The organism is Chitinophaga sp. RCC_12 (genome assembly GCF_041360695.1).
GTDB lineage: Bacteria > Bacteroidota > Bacteroidia > Chitinophagales > Chitinophagaceae > Chitinophaga.
The window spans coordinates 586,479-602,160 of the sequence record NZ_JBFUPS010000004.1; the positions used below are offsets into that span (position 1 = coordinate 586,479).

The 15,682-nt window shown below is 46.6% G+C and carries 13 protein-coding genes; 4 read left to right on the forward strand and 9 right to left on the reverse strand.

All coding sequences use genetic code 11. The annotated features are described in order from the left end of the window. Nucleotides 1-29: 29 nt before the first annotated feature. Nucleotides 30-563 (forward strand): phosphoglycerate mutase family protein, encoded by a 534-nt coding sequence (locus AB6805_RS15505; protein ID WP_370910336.1) that lies wholly within the window; start codon nt 30-32, stop codon nt 561-563. 359 nt (nt 564-922) lie between these two features. Here AB6805_RS15505 and AB6805_RS15510 read toward each other — a convergent pair whose 3' ends face one another. The 9 genes from AB6805_RS15510 to panC form a co-directional block, all read right to left on the reverse strand. After that, the gene (locus AB6805_RS15510) at nt 923-2,449 is read right to left on the reverse strand and encodes an aldehyde dehydrogenase family protein (protein WP_370910337.1); all 1,527 of its coding nucleotides are present in this window, start codon (nt 2,447-2,449) and stop codon (nt 923-925) included. A gap of 23 nt (nt 2,450-2,472) precedes the next feature. Then, on the reverse strand, nt 2,473-3,363 hold the full coding sequence (locus AB6805_RS15515; RefSeq protein ID WP_370910338.1) for a DUF1338 domain-containing protein: 891 nt from the start codon (nt 3,361-3,363) through the stop codon (nt 2,473-2,475). Nucleotides 3,364-3,381: 18 nt separating this feature from the next. Beyond that, entirely contained in the window at nt 3,382-4,452 is a 1,071-nt protein-coding gene (locus tag AB6805_RS15520; RefSeq protein ID WP_370910339.1) for a saccharopine dehydrogenase C-terminal domain-containing protein, read from the reverse strand. A gap of 430 nt (nt 4,453-4,882) precedes the next feature. Beyond that, nucleotides 4,883-5,698 carry a 3-methyl-2-oxobutanoate hydroxymethyltransferase gene (gene panB, locus AB6805_RS15525; RefSeq protein WP_370910340.1) on the reverse strand — a complete coding sequence of 272 codons (816 nt, stop codon included), beginning with the start codon at nt 5,696-5,698 and terminating at the stop codon, nt 4,883-4,885. A 95-nt stretch (nt 5,699-5,793) separates the two neighbouring features. Further along, nucleotides 5,794-6,681, reverse strand: a complete 888-nt coding sequence (locus tag AB6805_RS15530) for an exopolyphosphatase (protein WP_370910341.1) — start codon at nt 6,679-6,681, stop codon at nt 5,794-5,796. 44 nt (nt 6,682-6,725) lie between these two features. Further along, nucleotides 6,726-8,870 (reverse strand): polyphosphate kinase 1, encoded by a 2,145-nt coding sequence (ppk1, locus tag AB6805_RS15535; RefSeq protein ID WP_370910342.1) that lies wholly within the window; start codon nt 8,868-8,870, stop codon nt 6,726-6,728. Nucleotides 8,871-9,224: 354 nt separating this feature from the next. After that, nucleotides 9,225-10,226: a lysylphosphatidylglycerol synthase transmembrane domain-containing protein gene (locus AB6805_RS15540; RefSeq protein WP_370910343.1), complete on the reverse strand. Its 1,002-nt coding sequence runs from the start codon at nt 10,224-10,226 to the stop codon at nt 9,225-9,227. A 49-nt stretch (nt 10,227-10,275) separates the two neighbouring features. Then, nucleotides 10,276-10,620 carry an aspartate 1-decarboxylase gene (gene panD / locus AB6805_RS15545; RefSeq protein ID WP_133811105.1) on the reverse strand — a complete coding sequence of 115 codons (345 nt, stop codon included), beginning with the start codon at nt 10,618-10,620 and terminating at the stop codon, nt 10,276-10,278. A 114-nt stretch (nt 10,621-10,734) separates the two neighbouring features. Beyond that, entirely contained in the window at nt 10,735-11,598 is an 864-nt protein-coding gene (panC, locus tag AB6805_RS15550) for a pantoate--beta-alanine ligase (RefSeq protein ID WP_370910344.1), read from the reverse strand. Nucleotides 11,599-11,708: 110 nt separating this feature from the next. Here panC and AB6805_RS15555 point away from each other — a divergent pair, with 110 nt between their 5' ends. The 3 genes from AB6805_RS15555 (at nt 11,709) to metK (ending at nt 15,264) form a co-directional block, all read left to right on the forward strand. Further along, the gene (locus AB6805_RS15555; protein ID WP_079467430.1) at nt 11,709-12,527 is read left to right on the forward strand and encodes a glycogen/starch synthase; all 819 of its coding nucleotides are present in this window, start codon (nt 11,709-11,711) and stop codon (nt 12,525-12,527) included. A 97-nt stretch (nt 12,528-12,624) separates the two neighbouring features. Beyond that, nucleotides 12,625-13,986, forward strand: coding sequence for a DUF4270 family protein (locus tag AB6805_RS15560; protein WP_370910345.1), 1,362 nt, complete (start codon nt 12,625-12,627; stop codon nt 13,984-13,986). Between the two features lie 21 nt (nt 13,987-14,007). After that, entirely contained in the window at nt 14,008-15,264 is a 1,257-nt protein-coding gene (metK, locus tag AB6805_RS15565; RefSeq protein WP_370910346.1) for a methionine adenosyltransferase, read from the forward strand. The last annotated feature ends 418 nt before the right edge of the window (nt 15,265-15,682 follow it).

Here is a 15,682-nt window from a genome sequence, read left to right on the forward strand (position 1 = left end):
CGTATTTCATTTACTTAAATTTACCAATCATGTTAAAAGCTGTTCTCATGGCCACTTTGCTGGCTACCGGCACACCTGTGTCTGCCGCTGAACCTGAAGTAACCACACTCATTTTTGTGAATGCTGCGGAAATGGAATCATCACCATCAGCAGATCCCGGTTTGAGCACCACCGGGCAGGAACAGGCCAGCCAGCTGGCATCTTCCCTGGAAGGAATGGAAATTTCCGCTATCTACACTACCTATCTGAACCGTGCGGTGCAAACGGTGACCCCGCTCTCTAAAGCCCACCAGCAGCAGCTGGACTACTTCCGGTTAAACGGCGATCCGGAGCAAACAACCGCCACCCTTAAAGACATGATAAAGAAAAATAAGGGTAAAACAATTGTTATTTGCAGCGTTCCTGAAAATATTACTGCTATGTTGCAGCATGCGGGCGTAAAGGGGAAAATCATGAAAACCCTGTATGATAAAGGATCCGGACAGGTTTTAGTAGTGAAACACAGTGGTAATAATGCGGCAGTAGCACAAAAGTTGAATATGAATATTCAAAAAAAAGTCTAATATTTATATCCGGAAGAGTTTCTAATGGCTTCCCGCCATTTCTAACTTTTCTCATAAGCATGGTTTCCGTTTAACGAAAAGCGGGGTTCTCTAACCTCGCTACTATTTTTAAAACCTTGCCGCCGTCGGTGTATGTAGAGAAAAGCAACATAGGTTGCAAAACATTTTTGACGTGTAGTTATTTTATCAACCGCTTTTAAAAATCTGATCGGGTAGCATCTCCTGTCACGAAAATTAAAAGCTCCGGGGCAAGCGCCTCGGAGCTGGATGATCCGGAAAAATTTACAGTAAATATATGGTTATCAGCTATCCGTTTTCAGGTATTTGTACCTGCAAAACAGATAGCTGATTTATTATTATCAGAGATCAAATTTGATGCCCTGCGCCAATGGGAGACTGTTGGAGTAGTTGATGGTATTGGTTTGCCGGCGCATGTAAGCTCTCCATGCGTCAGAACCGCTTTCACGGCCGCCGCCTGTTTCTTTTTCACCACCGAAAGCGCCGCCTATTTCAGCGCCTGATGTGCCGATATTTACATTGGCAATGCCACAGTCAGATCCGGCATTGGAAAGGAACTGTTCTGCCTCGCGGAGGTTCAGCGTCATGATGGCGGAGGAAAGTCCCTGGGGCACATCATTCTGCATGGCAATGGCTTCGGCCAGCGTGGCGTATTTCATTACATACAAAATGGGCGCAAAGGTTTCGTGCTGTACAATATCGTAGGTGTTTTCCACCGCTGCGATGCAGGGTTTTACATAGCATCCGGATTCATAACCCGGACCGGATAATACACCGCCTTCCACCAGGAAAGAACCGCCCTGCTGCTTTACCTGTTCTATTGAGTTGAGATACGCATCCACAGCGGCTTTGTCGATCAGCGGGCCCACGTGGTTGTGCTGATCCAGCGGGTTGCCGATACGCAACTGCGAGTAAGCTTTTACCAGCCTTGCGGTAAACGCATCATACACGCTTTCGTGGATGATGAGCCGGCGGGTAGAAGTACAGCGCTGCCCGGCGGTACCTACGGCGCCAAACACAGCGCCAATAAGCGACATATCCAGGTCGGCATCCTGCGTAATAATGATGGCATTATTGCCGCCCAGTTCCAGCAGAGAACGCCCCAAACGCTCGCCTACGGCAGCACCTACGGCTTTACCCATCCGGGTGGACCCGGTGGCCGAAACGAGGGGAATACGCTTGTCGTGCGCCATCCATTCACCTGCATCACGCTGGCCGGTTACCAGGCAGCAAACACCTTCCGGTACTTTGTTGGCGGCAAATACACTGGCCGCAATATGTTGACAGGCTAATGCCGTCACCGGCGTTTTTTCAGATGGCTTCCAGATACACACGTTGCCGCAAACCCATGCTAGCATGGCGTTCCAGCTCCATACTGCTACCGGGAAGTTAAAGGCGGAAATGATACCTGTAATACCCAGCGGATGCCATTGCTCATACATCCGGTGCCCCGGCCGCTCGGAGTGCATCGTTAAGCCGTGCAACTGCCTCGACAGACCCACTGCAAAGTCGCAGATGTCGATCATCTCCTGCACTTCTCCATATCCTTCCTGCAAACTCTTTCCCATCTCATAGGAAACAAGTTTGCCAAGATGTTCTTTATGTTCACGGAGCGCTACCCCGATTTGCCGTACGATTTCGCCTCTTTTGGGCGCAGGCCATGTACGCCATTCTTTGAAAGCTTCCTGGGCCACGGCTACCACCTGGTCATAATCTTCCCGGCTGGCGCTTCTGACAGTAATAATCTTCTTATTATTTACCGGCGAAACCGAGGTAATTTCCTCCCCGTGAGCCGGTAACCAGTGCGTGCCCGTACTGATACCACTTTGTGCCGCAGTGATGCCAAATGCTTTTAAGATGTCTTCCATTGTTGGTGTATTAATAAACTAAATTAGGAACTTTTTTTTGTTTGGGCGGCGTAGGTGCTTTCAAAGATCTTATCGGCATTGCCGGCTTCAAACCCCTCGCGCCGGTGTTCCCGCCGTATTTCACTGGCAGGTAAATGCGCAAAGGCAGGAAGCACCTTTCTTTCAGCAAACTCCACATAGGAACCGGCAATGGGGAATTCTTCCCCGCCGGAAAAGGTAGCGGTGATCATTCCGGCTACCGTGGCGCTTTGCAGCAGTCTGCCATCCGGACTGGTTTTAATTTTACCTCCTGAATCATTGAGATGAAAACCATGTTTTTCCAGGAACTGGTTGAAATCGGCCACCGTATTATATCCCGTGGGCAGATTATGTACGCTCACGGTAAAATGATTGAGGTAATAACGGTTATAGATCACCCAGGCGGCGTATTCACTTTCCGCGGCCAGCACTTTGTAATCGGCCAGGGTAGGGGTTTGCCACAGCGCGCTGTGAAGGAAAGCATCTACGGCTTTGCTATCGTCGAGGTTCAATGCATTCACCGGGTCCGACTTCACTTCATCCGTATAATGATGAATGATGGTTTGCGTAGCAGGACTTAATTCGACCACCCGTAACTCACTGATGAAGATACGCGGATATTGCGGCTCGGGGGGAGCATACCACCATGCATCCAGCTTCTTGGCAGGAAAGTGGTAGTGATCCATTTTCGTATAGCCGTAGTGGAGAAAAATTTTCTCGAGCGACTGCACGCCAAGCTGTGGAACGCCCATCGTCCGGAAGGCGATGTGGTCATTTTCGATATCATCTGCCTGTGCAATAATGCCTTCCTTTATCATGGCGGCAATAACGGCTCCAACGTCCGGAACCCTTTGCTGATAGCGTTCCATCAGCCCGTTTAAAACATCTTTTAACATGACATACAGCTTTTAGGGCTAGTTATAATATACCGCAAAGCGGTTGTTGATCAGGTCAGTAAATGCTACATCTTCCTGGCGCAGAAAGCCATTCGCCGGTAGCAGTCCTTTTGCATGCAGGTCTATTACTGCACAGGCAGCGCCCGCAGTGGTGAGTTGTATGGCGGTAAAGTCCCTGCCGGCTACCGCCTGGTTGTAGATCTTACGGGAATAGGAGCGTTGCACAGAGCGGCCGTTCACCATTCCGGATACAGACACAAAAACCAATACTACATCCTGCTGGGTGAAAGGTATGCTATCTTCCATAATCTCCTTCAGCATTTCTCTTTTTTTATTGAGTTTCAGCTCATTTAAAAGGATTTTCATCAGGTGGCAGTGGCCGGGATAACGTACCGTTTTATAGTCCAGGTTGTACACTTTATGGTCCAGGATTTCAGCGAGTGCTCCGAGTCCGCCGGAGGTATTAAACGCCTCATATTCCACACCATCGAGGGCGAAGCGCTCGTAGCCTTCCATCGGCATTACTTCTTTGCGTTCGCCTTCGTAAATGGCATCGCAGGGATTGCAGTACTCGTTGATCAGCCCGTCGGTGCTCCAGGTAAGGTTATACATGAGACTGTTGGTAGGAAACTGTGGCAGGGCGCCTACACGCAGCCGTACCGCGTCCAGCGAATCAAACTGTTTGGCAATATCATGGGCGGCAATGCTGATGAAACCAGGCGCCAGTCCGCATTGTGGCATGAAGCTAACATTGGCCTGCGCCGCTATTTCGCGGATCGCGTTGGTAGTAGCTACATCTTCAGTTAAATCAAAATAGTGGGTGTTGGCTTTAGCTGCTGCGGTAGCAATTTTTACGTTGAGGAAAAAGGGGCAGGCGCTCAGCACCATGTCCTGGTCCTGCAATGCATCCTGGAGCGAGGTGGCGTTGTTTACGTCCAGCACTGTTTTGTGGATCGCAGTGTCGGTGCATTTCTGCAACAGGGCGTCGTTGCTGTCGGCCAGCGTTACTTCATAGTCGCCGGACTGTTGCAATAAGAAGGCAGCGGTTTCGCCGATCTTACCGGCGCCAATAATCATTACACGTTTCATAATCTGTTTGGAATTATAGTGAAGAGGGAAGCAGGTGTTGCTCCCGGATAAATAATAATAAATGACGCTTCCCTCAGCTACGTATATACGTTACTGTTATACACGAACCTGGGCATTTGCGGATTGGTTAAAAACAAACCAATGCAAATCATCTGTCGTGATGAAAGTCAGTATGGCAGATACAATAGCATTACAAGCCGCTAAACGGCCTACAGGAAAGAAAAAGAAGGGAAGTGCTACCTATGGCACATGGGAGCAGGTGCTCCGCAGATAGGAGAGTAGAGAAAGCTGTATGTTTAACAGGTAGTTCATTCAACTTATAAAGTGCGAAGCGAATATAGGGAATTTATATTAAATGCAAATGACGAATTTGTATGGAGATATTAATCTCTCTACAAATCCGTCATGCTTATTATTTAATCAATACTGATCAGTACTGTTCATTTTCATTCGGGAAATCTTTGGATTTTACATCATTGATGTATGCCTGGGTGGCGCCAAAGATCTGGTTGTAAAGGTCGAGGTAACGACGGAGGAAACGTGGTTTGAACTCCTTATTAATGCCAAGCATATCGTGCATGACCAGTACCTGTCCGTCTACATACCTGCCTGCACCGATGCCGATGATGGGAATTTCCACGCTTTCGGCGACGATCTTCGCCAGTGATGCCGGAATTTTTTCCAGTACAATGGCAAAGCAGCCGGCTTCCTGTAACAGTTTCGCGTCCTTGATCAGCTTATTGGCTTCTGCTTCTTCTGTGGCGCGTACGGCGTAGGTTCCAAACTTATAAATCGACTGCGGCGTAAGTCCGAGGTGCCCCATGACCGGCACACCGGCGGAGATAATACGTTTTACAGATTCAATGATTTCTTCGCCACCTTCAATTTTAATACCATGGGCGCCTGTTTCTTTCATAATACGGATGGCAGATCCCAGGGCTTCTTTGGAGTTCCCCTGGTAGGTACCGAAGGGCAGATCCACGATCACAAAGCAGCGTTTAATTGCCCTGACCACCGAAGCGGCATGATAGATCATCTGGTCCAGCGTAATGGGGAGGGTGGTTTCATGACCGGCCATTACATTGGATGCGGAATCTCCCACCAGCAGGATATCAATGCCGGCATCATCAAAAATGCGGGCCATGGAATAATCATACGCAGTAAGCATGGAGATCTTTTCCCCGTCTACTTTCATCTTCTGCAGTATATGCGTAGTGACACGCTTTATTTCTTTATTCACAGACATAAGCAGTGAGCTTTTAGCATTTAGCTGTTAGCAATAACCGCAAAGGTGGTAATATAAAAAGATAAAAGGAAATGTTTTTTATGTACGGCCGGGGATCAGGAACTCACTGCGATTTCCTCATAGAGGGCATGGATAAGACCATCTGCCAGCCCGATCTTGGGTACATATATCTCCGGGGTATCTGCCCAGCGCATGATGTTAACATAGATCTGCAGGGCTGGAACAATCACGTCGGCGCGGTCTTCCCGCAGTCCGTACAGGTGAATACGTTCTTCCACGGTGAAGGCGCTGAACTCCTTGTAATAGTCTTTCAGCGTATCCAGTGAAAGGGGTTTGCCTTCTTTTCGTTTGGAGAGAGAGAATATTTTATTGATGTTGCCGCCGGAACCAATCGCAATCACGGCGCCGATGCCTTTGAGCTGATGTTTCAGGAAATCTTTCAGTTGCTGCCAGTGCGCTTCGGTAACCTGTTGCTGCAGCAGGCGGATAGTGCCAATATTAAAGGACTCCTTGAAGATCTGTTTGCCTGCGCTGAAAAGGGTGATTTCCGTGCTGCCGCCGCCTACATCGATGTAGAGGTACGACTTTGTTTTATCCATGTTTTCCGCCACATGGTTTTCGTAGATAAAAGAAGCTTCTTCCTGACCGGTAATGATCCGGATATCAATGCCGGTTTGTGCTTTTACCTGCTGGAGGATGTCCGTGCCGTTGCTGGCATCGCGCATGGCAGAGGTAGCGCATGCTTTGAGGTATTTCACCTCGTACACGTCCAGCAGCAGCTTATAGGCCCGGATGGTATCAATAAGGTGTGCCGCCTTTTTGTCTGAAATAACATGGTGGTTAAATACATCAAAGCCCAGCCGTAGCGGTACTCTTACCAGGTTTAGTTTGGTAAAGTCCATTACGCCGGCAGCATTGGGCGATGCCTCAGAGATGAGCAGTCTGGCAGCATTGGAGCCTATATCAATCGCAGCTAATTTCATCTGTCAGTCTTTAGATCAAAGGGCAAAAGTATAACTTTTTAGAGTTAATGGTATTGTTTTTCGTGCAGGTATTTATAGATCTCCATTTGTGTACGGATCTTTTTATCACCGGCTTTCTTATATTCATTTTTCTGCTCGTTATCCAGTATACGGGCCTTCACATTGCCGCTCAGCTGAATATTCATAATATCGATCAGTTCTTTGCGTATAGCCGGGTCCGTTATAGGTGCAGCCGCTTCCACGCGATGATCGAGATTACGTATCATCCAGTCGCAGGAAGCAATGTATACCTTTTCCTGGCCGCCGTGGTGAAAAATAAATACGCGTGCATGTTCCAGGTATTCATCCACGATGCTTACCGCGGTGATATTCTTTTTCCATTTTTTATTTTCCGTATAGGCACAGCAGATACCTCTTATCACCATCTTCACGTCCACACCGGCTTTGGCGGCTTCATACAGCTTGGCAATAAGCGCTGCATCAGAAAGCGAGTTCATTTTAACAGTAATAGCCGCTTTCTTTTTGTGTTTTGCATTCTTGATTTCACGGTCCATCAGGCGAAGGAAGGTATCGCGCATGTTAAACGGACTAACCGGCAGGGTTTTGCAGCCCTCCAGTATTTTGATATCATGACGGGTGTTTTCCAGGTAGGAAAAGATACGGTTCATATCGGCAATGATAGCGCGGTTGGTGGTGAGCAGGCAGTGATCACCGTAAACCCTTGCCGTTTTTTCATTGAGGTTACCGGTGCTTACAAAGCCGCACTGCAGCGTTTTAGTGCCGATCCGTTTTTTGATGACGCACAGTTTGGCGTGGATCTTCATATTTGGTATACCCAGTAATACTTTCACGCCTTCCTCTTCCAACCGCGATTTCCAGTCGAGGTTGGCGGCTTCGTCAAAGCGGGCGCGCAGCTCCAGCACCACGGTTACCTGTTTACCATTACGTACGGCATTCACCAGCGCATTCACTATTTTGGAATTACGGGCAAGCCTGTACGCAGTTATTTTTATAGAAGATACGTTCGGATCTATTGCCGCTTCCCTTAACAGGTCGATGATGGTATCAAACGAGTGATAGGGGAAGTGCAGCATTACATCCTGCTGTTGTATTACATGCATTACGCTGGGCGCATTGAGGAACAGCGGATGGGTGAAGGTTTTACGGTGTAAATGAGGGGGGAAGATGGATTCCGGGAAATCCATAAAGTCTTTGAAGTTATGGATACGTGCGCCGGGGATCAGGTTATCCTTTCCGGAAAGGCCTTGTCTGCGCATGAGATATTCCAGCAGCAGCGGGTCTATGTCCTTGTCATATACAAACCTTACCGGCTTGCCTTTGCGGCGGTCTTTCAGGCCTTTTTCAATCTGGTGAATAAGGCTGTCGGAGATATCGTTATCAATATCCAGTTCCGCATCGCGTGTTACTTTAATAATGTGTGCGGAGAATTTATCGTAACCGAAATAGGAAAAGATATTGGGTAAGCAGAAGCGCACCAGGTCTTCCAGCAGGATGATATCATGTTCTCCGGGTTTGGAGGGCAGGATAATAAAGCGGGGAAGTACCGTGGTAGGTATTTCTATGAGTGCAAATTTTTGTCGTACGGAATTATCCTGTCGGGCCAGTACAATAGCCAGGTAAATAGATTTATCGCGCAGGATAGGGAAGTGTTGTATGCTTTCAATCATCAGGGGAATGATGTTGGTGCGTACCTGTTCGTTGAAGTAGTTGAGTACAAATTTCTGTTGCTCGCGGTTGAGTTGTTTTTCTGTTCGCAGGAAGATGTGCTGGGCTTCCAGTTCTTCCGCAATATCTTTCCATACCAGGTCAAACTCGCGTTGTTGCTCAATTACACGGATTTGTATTTCGTCCAGTATTTTATCCGGATTTTCTTCCAGATGCATTTTACCGGCTTTGCCGAAAAACATCATGCGTTTAAGGGTGGCTACCCGGACCCTGAAAAATTCATCGAGGTTATTGGAAAAGATGCCTAAGAAGCGGATACGCTCATGGAGTGGAACGGTTTTATCGGCTGCTTCCTGTAAAACCCTGGCATTAAAAGAGAGCCAGCTGATATCCCTGGCAATCATTTTTTTCTTCTCTGCAGGGGCCTTCTTGGTTGTTTTCTTTTGTGCTGTTACATCGGGCATTGTCATAATATCAAGGTTCTCACCATTCGGCAAACGCATACGAACTTATTTACATTCAAAAAAATCACATCGTCTAAACCACGATGATACGGCTTTCGCTTTAATTGAAGTATTAAATTAAAGTTAAAGAAAATCGGGGAGATGATCGCCTTCGGCGATGCGGATTTTGTCTTGGCCCAGGATTACGCTGATTTTGCGGATTAACTGGATTTTTACTTTTGGATTTTATAAAGGATTAAGGGAGATAATAGCGAATATCCGCTTCTATCTCCCTTAATCCTTTATAAAATCTAAAAGAATAAAAATCCAACATAATCAAATCAGTGAAATCAGTATAATCAGCGTAATCCTGAGCCAAGACAATTTAAAATCGCCGAAGGCGATCCCTCCGCTCTACCCGCGCTTTTTGTTGTAAACAGGCAACGCCACCAGGCTAATAAAGCCGAGCAGGATCACGAGCACCGTTTGCGCCACCCAGATGATCCAGCCAAAGGCGAAGCCGATGGCCAACGGAATGCCATACAGTTCCAGCGATTTCTGTACCAGGGGCTGGTAGGCGCCGATACCGCCGGGGGTAACGATCATGCCTACACTACCGATCATCAGTACCGCGAGAGCGGCGCTGATACCCAGGTGGCTGGTTTCTTTCAGGCAGAAGAAGCCGATGTATACCTGCGACAGGTAGCAGGACCAGATCAACACCGTATGTAACAGGAACCAGCCTTTCTTTTCCATTTTGCCGATAGAAAGAATGCCTTCCATGATGCCTCTGGCGAGAGTTTTAATAGTGATGGCTACTTTGGAGCGGGCAAACCTTTTCAGCAGCCAGAGTAACAGCAGCACTATACCGGCGAGGATTAAAATGCCTATGAGCAGCTGTATGCCATTGGCATGCGCTATTTTATTGGATAATGGAACAAAGATCGATTCATTGACATAGGAGCCGAGAACGTCCAGTTGGGTCAATACCGTGAGGGCCATCAGCAGGAGCAGGCAAACCATGTCTACCGCGCGTTCTGCGATCATGGTGCCTACGAGCTTATCGGCAGGCACTTTTTCATATTGCGCCAGTATCCCGCAGCGGGTCACTTCTCCCAGGCGGGGTACAGCGAGGTTGGCCAGGTAGCCTACCATCACCGCAAAAAAGGTGTTCAGGGTAGTGGGTTGATGCCCCAGTGGTTTCATCAGCAGTTTCCATCTTATGGCCCTGAACCAGTGACTGGCAATACCGATGGTCATGGTGGGGATCAGCAGCCAGTAATTGGCTTTACGAAAGGCAGTATTGATCTGTTCCCACTGTGCCGTGGTGATATCTTTGGTAAAAAGCCATATCAACAGCACCCCAATGCCGAAAAAGCAAATAAACTTAATGACGTTCTTAAGCATTTTGGGCATCATCCAAAGTTGTTTAGGGCGTTAATTAAAAACAGGTACAGATACGGGCTTACAGTTTATTTCCTTCCTTGGGGAAAATGGCGATAGGCGTATATTTTTTAGCTTCTTCAAAATCCATAGTGGCGTAGGAGATAATAATTACAATATCACCGGGGGCAACAAGACGGGCAGCGGGGCCATTCATGCAGATCACACCGGAGCCACGTTTTCCTTTGATCACATAGGTTTCCAGGCGTTCTCCGTTATTTACGTTTAATACCTGCACTTTTTCATATTCGATTAAACCAGCGGCGTCCATCAGGTCTTCGTCAATCGTAATACTTCCAACATATTGCAGATTGGCTTCCGTAACAACCGCGCGGTGAATCTTACACTTTAAAATTTCGATTTGCATAATTATACTGGCTTAGCGCTATAGAGCGTTTGCAAAGCTAGGAAAAAAATATGGAAGATCGAACAGGGGATGCAGCAGTAATGCAGTGCCTGCCGCATCCCTTGCGGAATGGGGCTAGAGGCTGCCCTGCAGCACCATATTATCGATGAGCCTTACACCATCCAGCCAGGCAGCAACGGCCACAACTACCGTGGCGTTTCCGGGTGGTTGATCCAGGTGAACGAGGGTGTCGTTATCCAGCTGGAGGATATCTACATATTCGGGCTCGAAGCCTTGTGTTTTGAGTGCATCAAAAGCTTCATGGGCGCCTTCCATAAAGTGGAGGCCTTTACCGAAATTGTTTTTTATGTGAAGAAGTGCCTGGTAGATGCCCACTGCCTTTTTCCGGGCGGCGGGAGAGAGGCGCGCATTGCGACTGCTCATGGCCAAACCGTCTTTTTCCCTTTCCGTTGGACATACCACCAGTTTTACCGGGGAATGGGTAATCACGAGGAGCCGGCGGACGATCAGGCATTGCTGCAGATCTTTTTGTCCCATAAAAAGCTGGTCAGGTTGCACAATATCCAGTAACTTGTGAACAATACGACCCACGCCCTGAAAATGCCCCGGGCGGAATTTGCCTTCAAGGATAGTTTCCAGGTCGCCGAAGTCATAATGCAGATCACTTTCCAGGCCTTCCGGATACATTTCTTCCACGGATGGTAAAAAAAGTATATCTGTCGATACATTATTTAATTTTTTGATATCCTCCTCTATAGTGATGGGATATTTTTCAAAATCTTTTGGATCATTAAACTGAGTTGGATTGACAAAGATGCTGCAAACGACCACATCATTTTCTTGCCTGGCAGCCTGAATAAGTGACAGGTGACCGGCATGCAGGGCTCCCATAGTGGGCACAAAACCAATGCTTTTGTTACTTTTTCTTACCAGGTCCAGGTGCTTCTTCAGGTCCGTGCTGCGCTTAAATAGATACATAAATCATTGCTTAAAAGGATGTTAAAACTGACAGATTGACCAATATTCCGTAAAAAATCCGTAATTTTGCAAGCCAAATTAAAAATTACTGCATTAATAATCAGCGTTAAATGTCCACAAAGAAAAGAATTCTTTTTATTGCCCAAGAGATGTCGCCGTACCTGGAATTGAGTGATTACGCGGCAATGGTCAATAAAATGGCAATTAAGTCCAATGAGGCTGGCCTGGAAGTGAGAGTGATCATGCCTAGATTTGGAATTATTAATGAGAGAAGACATCGTTTGCACGAAGTCGTAAGATTGTCGGGGATCAACATTGTGATTGACGGGGATGATTACCCGTTGATTATCAAGGTGGCTTCGCTTCCAAACGCCCGGTTGCAGGTTTACTTCCTGGATAATGAAGATTATTTTAAGCGCAAAACGGTGTTTGCCGATGAAAACGAAGAGTTTTTCGACGACAACGCGGCGAGAGCTGTCTTCTTCTGCAAAGGAGCCCTGGAAACTGTCAAAAAGTTCGGATGGCCTCCTGACATCATTCATTGCAGTGGCTGGATGACCTCTCTGATACCTATGTATCTGAAAACGGCTTATAAAAAAGAGCCGGTCTTTGCCAATTCAAAGATCATATATTCGCTGACCCCCAATACGTTCAAGGAAAAGTTAGGCACTACCTTTGTTAAGAAAGCCACCATCAGTAACCAGATCAAGGAAAAAGATATGGAACTGTTTAAGGAAGGTACCAACACTGCACTGAACAGGGGAGCAGCAAAATACGCGGACGCGGTTGTACTGGCCGGTGATAAACTGGAAAAGAAAGTAGTGGATGAAGTGAAAGCGGAAAAAGGAAAGATCATTCTGCCGTTCAAAAAAGACAACGATGATCTGGGCGATTACCTTCAATTGTATAACCAATTGCTGGGTAAATAGCCATCAAGTCCACCTTTAAAGCGTGGTTGAAGCGTATTTAAAGCGTATTAAAAGCATGTTCGGGCAGTAAAACCAATACTCACTAACAACATAACGCGTGAAGATCAATTTCAGGAACCTTAGCTTCTTAGCTATCTATATTACTCTGCTGTACGGAGCAACCGGTTGTAACAAATCCACTATCCTGGGAAGTGGCTTAATCCCTCCCGGTGATTTTGTGAATGCACAGGACACAACGCTCACAGGTATTATTGCCAACAACATACTCCGGTATGACTCCTCCATTTTAAACGGACAAAACGCTTATAACAAAATCCTGGGATCTGTTACCACTGATCCTGTTTTTGGCAGAACTCACGCTTTCGTATACACGCAGGTATCATTGCCCAAAAGTGCCTTTACCTTTGAAGGTACCGGGCAAACACTGGATTCTGTTGTGTTGTCGCTGGCCTATACCGGCTATACCGGTGATTCTTCGTCGCCTCAAACCTTCCGGGTGTACCGGATGGCCGAACCGGGATTTACGATCGACTCCAACTACGCTTATAACAAAGCACTGGCTTATAACCCCGGAGAGTTACTGGGTACAGCTACCGTTACGCCACTGTCGCTCCGCGACTCCGTAAGCATTTACGGCACCAAAGAAACTGCCCAGCTGCGTATTAAACTGAGCACTGCCTTCGGTAATCAGTTGCTGAGCCAGAAGTCGGATGGCGCTTTTGCCACAGATTCCTCTTTCCGTGCTTACCTGAAAGGTTTCGCTATTGTACCGGATACCAATCTGGGTACTAACAGGAACATGATCTATCTGAACCTGAGCAATAGCAACACCAAGCTGACGGTATTCTATAAAAACACTACAGATGATTCGCTTCGGGCCACTATGGCGTTTGACCAGTATGCCAGCGCCCATGCCAATTACTTTACCCGTAATTACAATGGTTCTCAGGCATCGAGGTTTATCAATACCAACAACCCCAACGGGGACAGTATCCTGTTCCTGAACGCCGCACCGGGCCTGTTTACGAATCTGACTATACCCGGACTGGAAAACTTCCCGAATGTACTGATCAATAAAGCTGAACTGGTAATTACACAAATAACTTCCGGTCCAAGTGATATGAATAATATATTTATTGAACCAGGAAGCTTATCTTTACGACAGTATACAAACGGTGATACCACCAAGATCCCCGCAGATTATTATACAAACGGAGGCGCAGCCTATTTTGGCGGCACCCGCCAGGTAATTACCAACTTTGGAGGCGTACAGGTTGTTCAATACACCTTTAATCTCGCCAATACCATGCAGCGGTTTATCAGGAAACTGGACCTCAATAAGGGTTTCAGGCTCGAAGGATATTCGCCTTTATACATGGATATGAATCGTGTGAAAGTGGGTGGTAGTAACCTGTCACAGTATAATATCAAGCTCAGAATTATTTACACTAAACCATAAAACTACTAATCCCAGTTTTTTATGCCTTATTTATTTACATCTGAATCCGTTTCAGAAGGACATCCTGATAAAGTAGCTGATCAGATCTCTGACGCTTTGATCGACAACTTTCTGGCATACGACGCAAAATCTAAAGTAGCTTGTGAAACGCTTGTAACTACCGGCCAGGTTGTTTTGGCAGGTGAGGTGAAATCAGAGGCATACCTTGATGTGCAGGATATTGCAAGAGAAGTAATCCGTAAAATTGGTTATACCAAGAGTGAGTACATGTTTGAAGCGAATTCCTGTGGAATTCTATCTGCTATACATGAGCAATCTCCGGATATCAACCAGGGCGTAGATCGTAAATCTCCCGAAGAACAAGGTGCAGGAGATCAGGGTATGATGTTCGGTTATGCTACCCGCGAAACCGATAACTACATGCCGCTGGCCCTCGATCTGGCACATAAACTGTTGCTGGAACTTGCTGTTCTCCGTCGTGAAAATAAAGAAATCAAGTACCTGCGTCCGGATGCCAAATCCCAGGTAACTATCGAATATTCTGATGATAATAAACCGGTAAGAATTGATTCTATCGTGATTTCTACCCAGCACGACGATTTTGATGAAGATGAGAAAATGCTGGCAAAGATCAAGGAAGATATGATCAAAATCCTGATCCCCCGCGTAAAGGCACAGCTGAAACCGGAATTACAAAAACTGTTTGAAGGTTTCGATATCAATCACCATATCAACCCAACCGGTAAATTTGTAATCGGCGGTCCTCACGGTGATACCGGCTTAACCGGCCGTAAGATCATTGTAGATACCTACGGTGGTAAAGGTGCTCACGGTGGTGGCGCTTTCTCCGGTAAAGATCCTTCCAAGGTAGACCGTTCCGCTGCTTATGCAACCCGTCATATCGCCAAGAACATGGTGGCTGCAGGTGTATGCGACGAAATACTGGTACAGGTATCCTACGCCATCGGCGTTGCTAAGCCCTGCGGTATTTATGTGAATACCAACGGTACCTCCAAAGTGAAACTGAACGATGGCGAAATCGCTAAAAAGATTGAAGAAATCTTTGACCTGCGCCCTTATGCGATCGAACAAAGATTGAAACTGCGCAATCCTATTTACAGCGAAACCGCCGCCTATGGCCACATGGGTCGCGAACCTAAGGTGGTGACCAAGGTATTCAACAAAGGCAAGAAACACGAGAAAAGTGTGGAAGTTGAGCTGTTTACCTGGGAGAAGCTGGATTATGTTGATAAAGTAAAAGCAGCTTTCGGCTTGTAATCACTCCGGAAGCATATATAATTACAAAAGGGCCGTTTCAACTTTTGAGACGGCTTTTTTGTTTAGAGCCTTGTACCTTTTTATTCATTCGTGCTTCATTTTTTCGCATTCCCCTGATGTGGGAAAAGTTTTTCAATTTTATTAAAAAAAAGTTCAAAAAAAGTTACATATTACTGTTAAAATTATAGTATATTTAATAGTAATATTATTGATTGGCCTGCGTTTCAGGACTGGCAAGCGCATTATGGGCTTGGTCTATTTCGGAATAAATGCATAAGGACTTCAGTGGTTTTCCAGAAATCCGTTATAACTCATATAGCCCTGTTTCTGGCGTATAATATTTCGCGGAGGACGTCCGTTAAGATGCTGTTTTATATCCAAAAATCTGGATATTCGCAGCCATAAATTAAAATGGACC

Excerpts from the sequence above, each read along its gene's own strand:
- AB6805_RS15505 (WP_370910336.1), top strand. The coding sequence starts at position 30 with ATGTTAAAAGCTGTTCTCATGGCCACTTTGCTGGCTACCGGCACACCT.
- AB6805_RS15510 (WP_370910337.1), bottom strand. The coding sequence starts at position 2,449 with ATGGAAGACATCTTAAAAGCATTTGGCATCACTGCGGCACAAAGTGGT.
- AB6805_RS15515 (WP_370910338.1), bottom strand. The coding sequence starts at position 3,363 with ATGTTAAAAGATGTTTTAAACGGGCTGATGGAACGCTATCAGCAAAGG.
- AB6805_RS15520 (WP_370910339.1), bottom strand. The coding sequence starts at position 4,452 with ATGAAACGTGTAATGATTATTGGCGCCGGTAAGATCGGCGAAACCGCT.
- panB (WP_370910340.1), bottom strand. The coding sequence starts at position 5,698 with ATGTCTGTGAATAAAGAAATAAAGCGTGTCACTACGCATATACTGCAG.
- AB6805_RS15530 (WP_370910341.1), bottom strand. The coding sequence starts at position 6,681 with ATGAAATTAGCTGCGATTGATATAGGCTCCAATGCTGCCAGACTGCTC.
- ppk1 (WP_370910342.1), bottom strand. The coding sequence starts at position 8,870 with ATGCGTTTGCCGAATGGTGAGAACCTTGATATTATGACAATGCCCGAT.
- AB6805_RS15540 (WP_370910343.1), bottom strand. The coding sequence starts at position 10,226 with ATGCCCAAAATGCTTAAGAACGTCATTAAGTTTATTTGCTTTTTCGGC.
- panD (WP_133811105.1), bottom strand. The coding sequence starts at position 10,620 with ATGCAAATCGAAATTTTAAAGTGTAAGATTCACCGCGCGGTTGTTACG.
- panC (WP_370910344.1), bottom strand. The coding sequence starts at position 11,598 with ATGTATCTATTTAAGCGCAGCACGGACCTGAAGAAGCACCTGGACCTG.
- AB6805_RS15555 (WP_079467430.1), top strand. The coding sequence starts at position 11,709 with ATGTCCACAAAGAAAAGAATTCTTTTTATTGCCCAAGAGATGTCGCCG.
- metK (WP_370910346.1), top strand. The coding sequence starts at position 14,008 with ATGCCTTATTTATTTACATCTGAATCCGTTTCAGAAGGACATCCTGAT.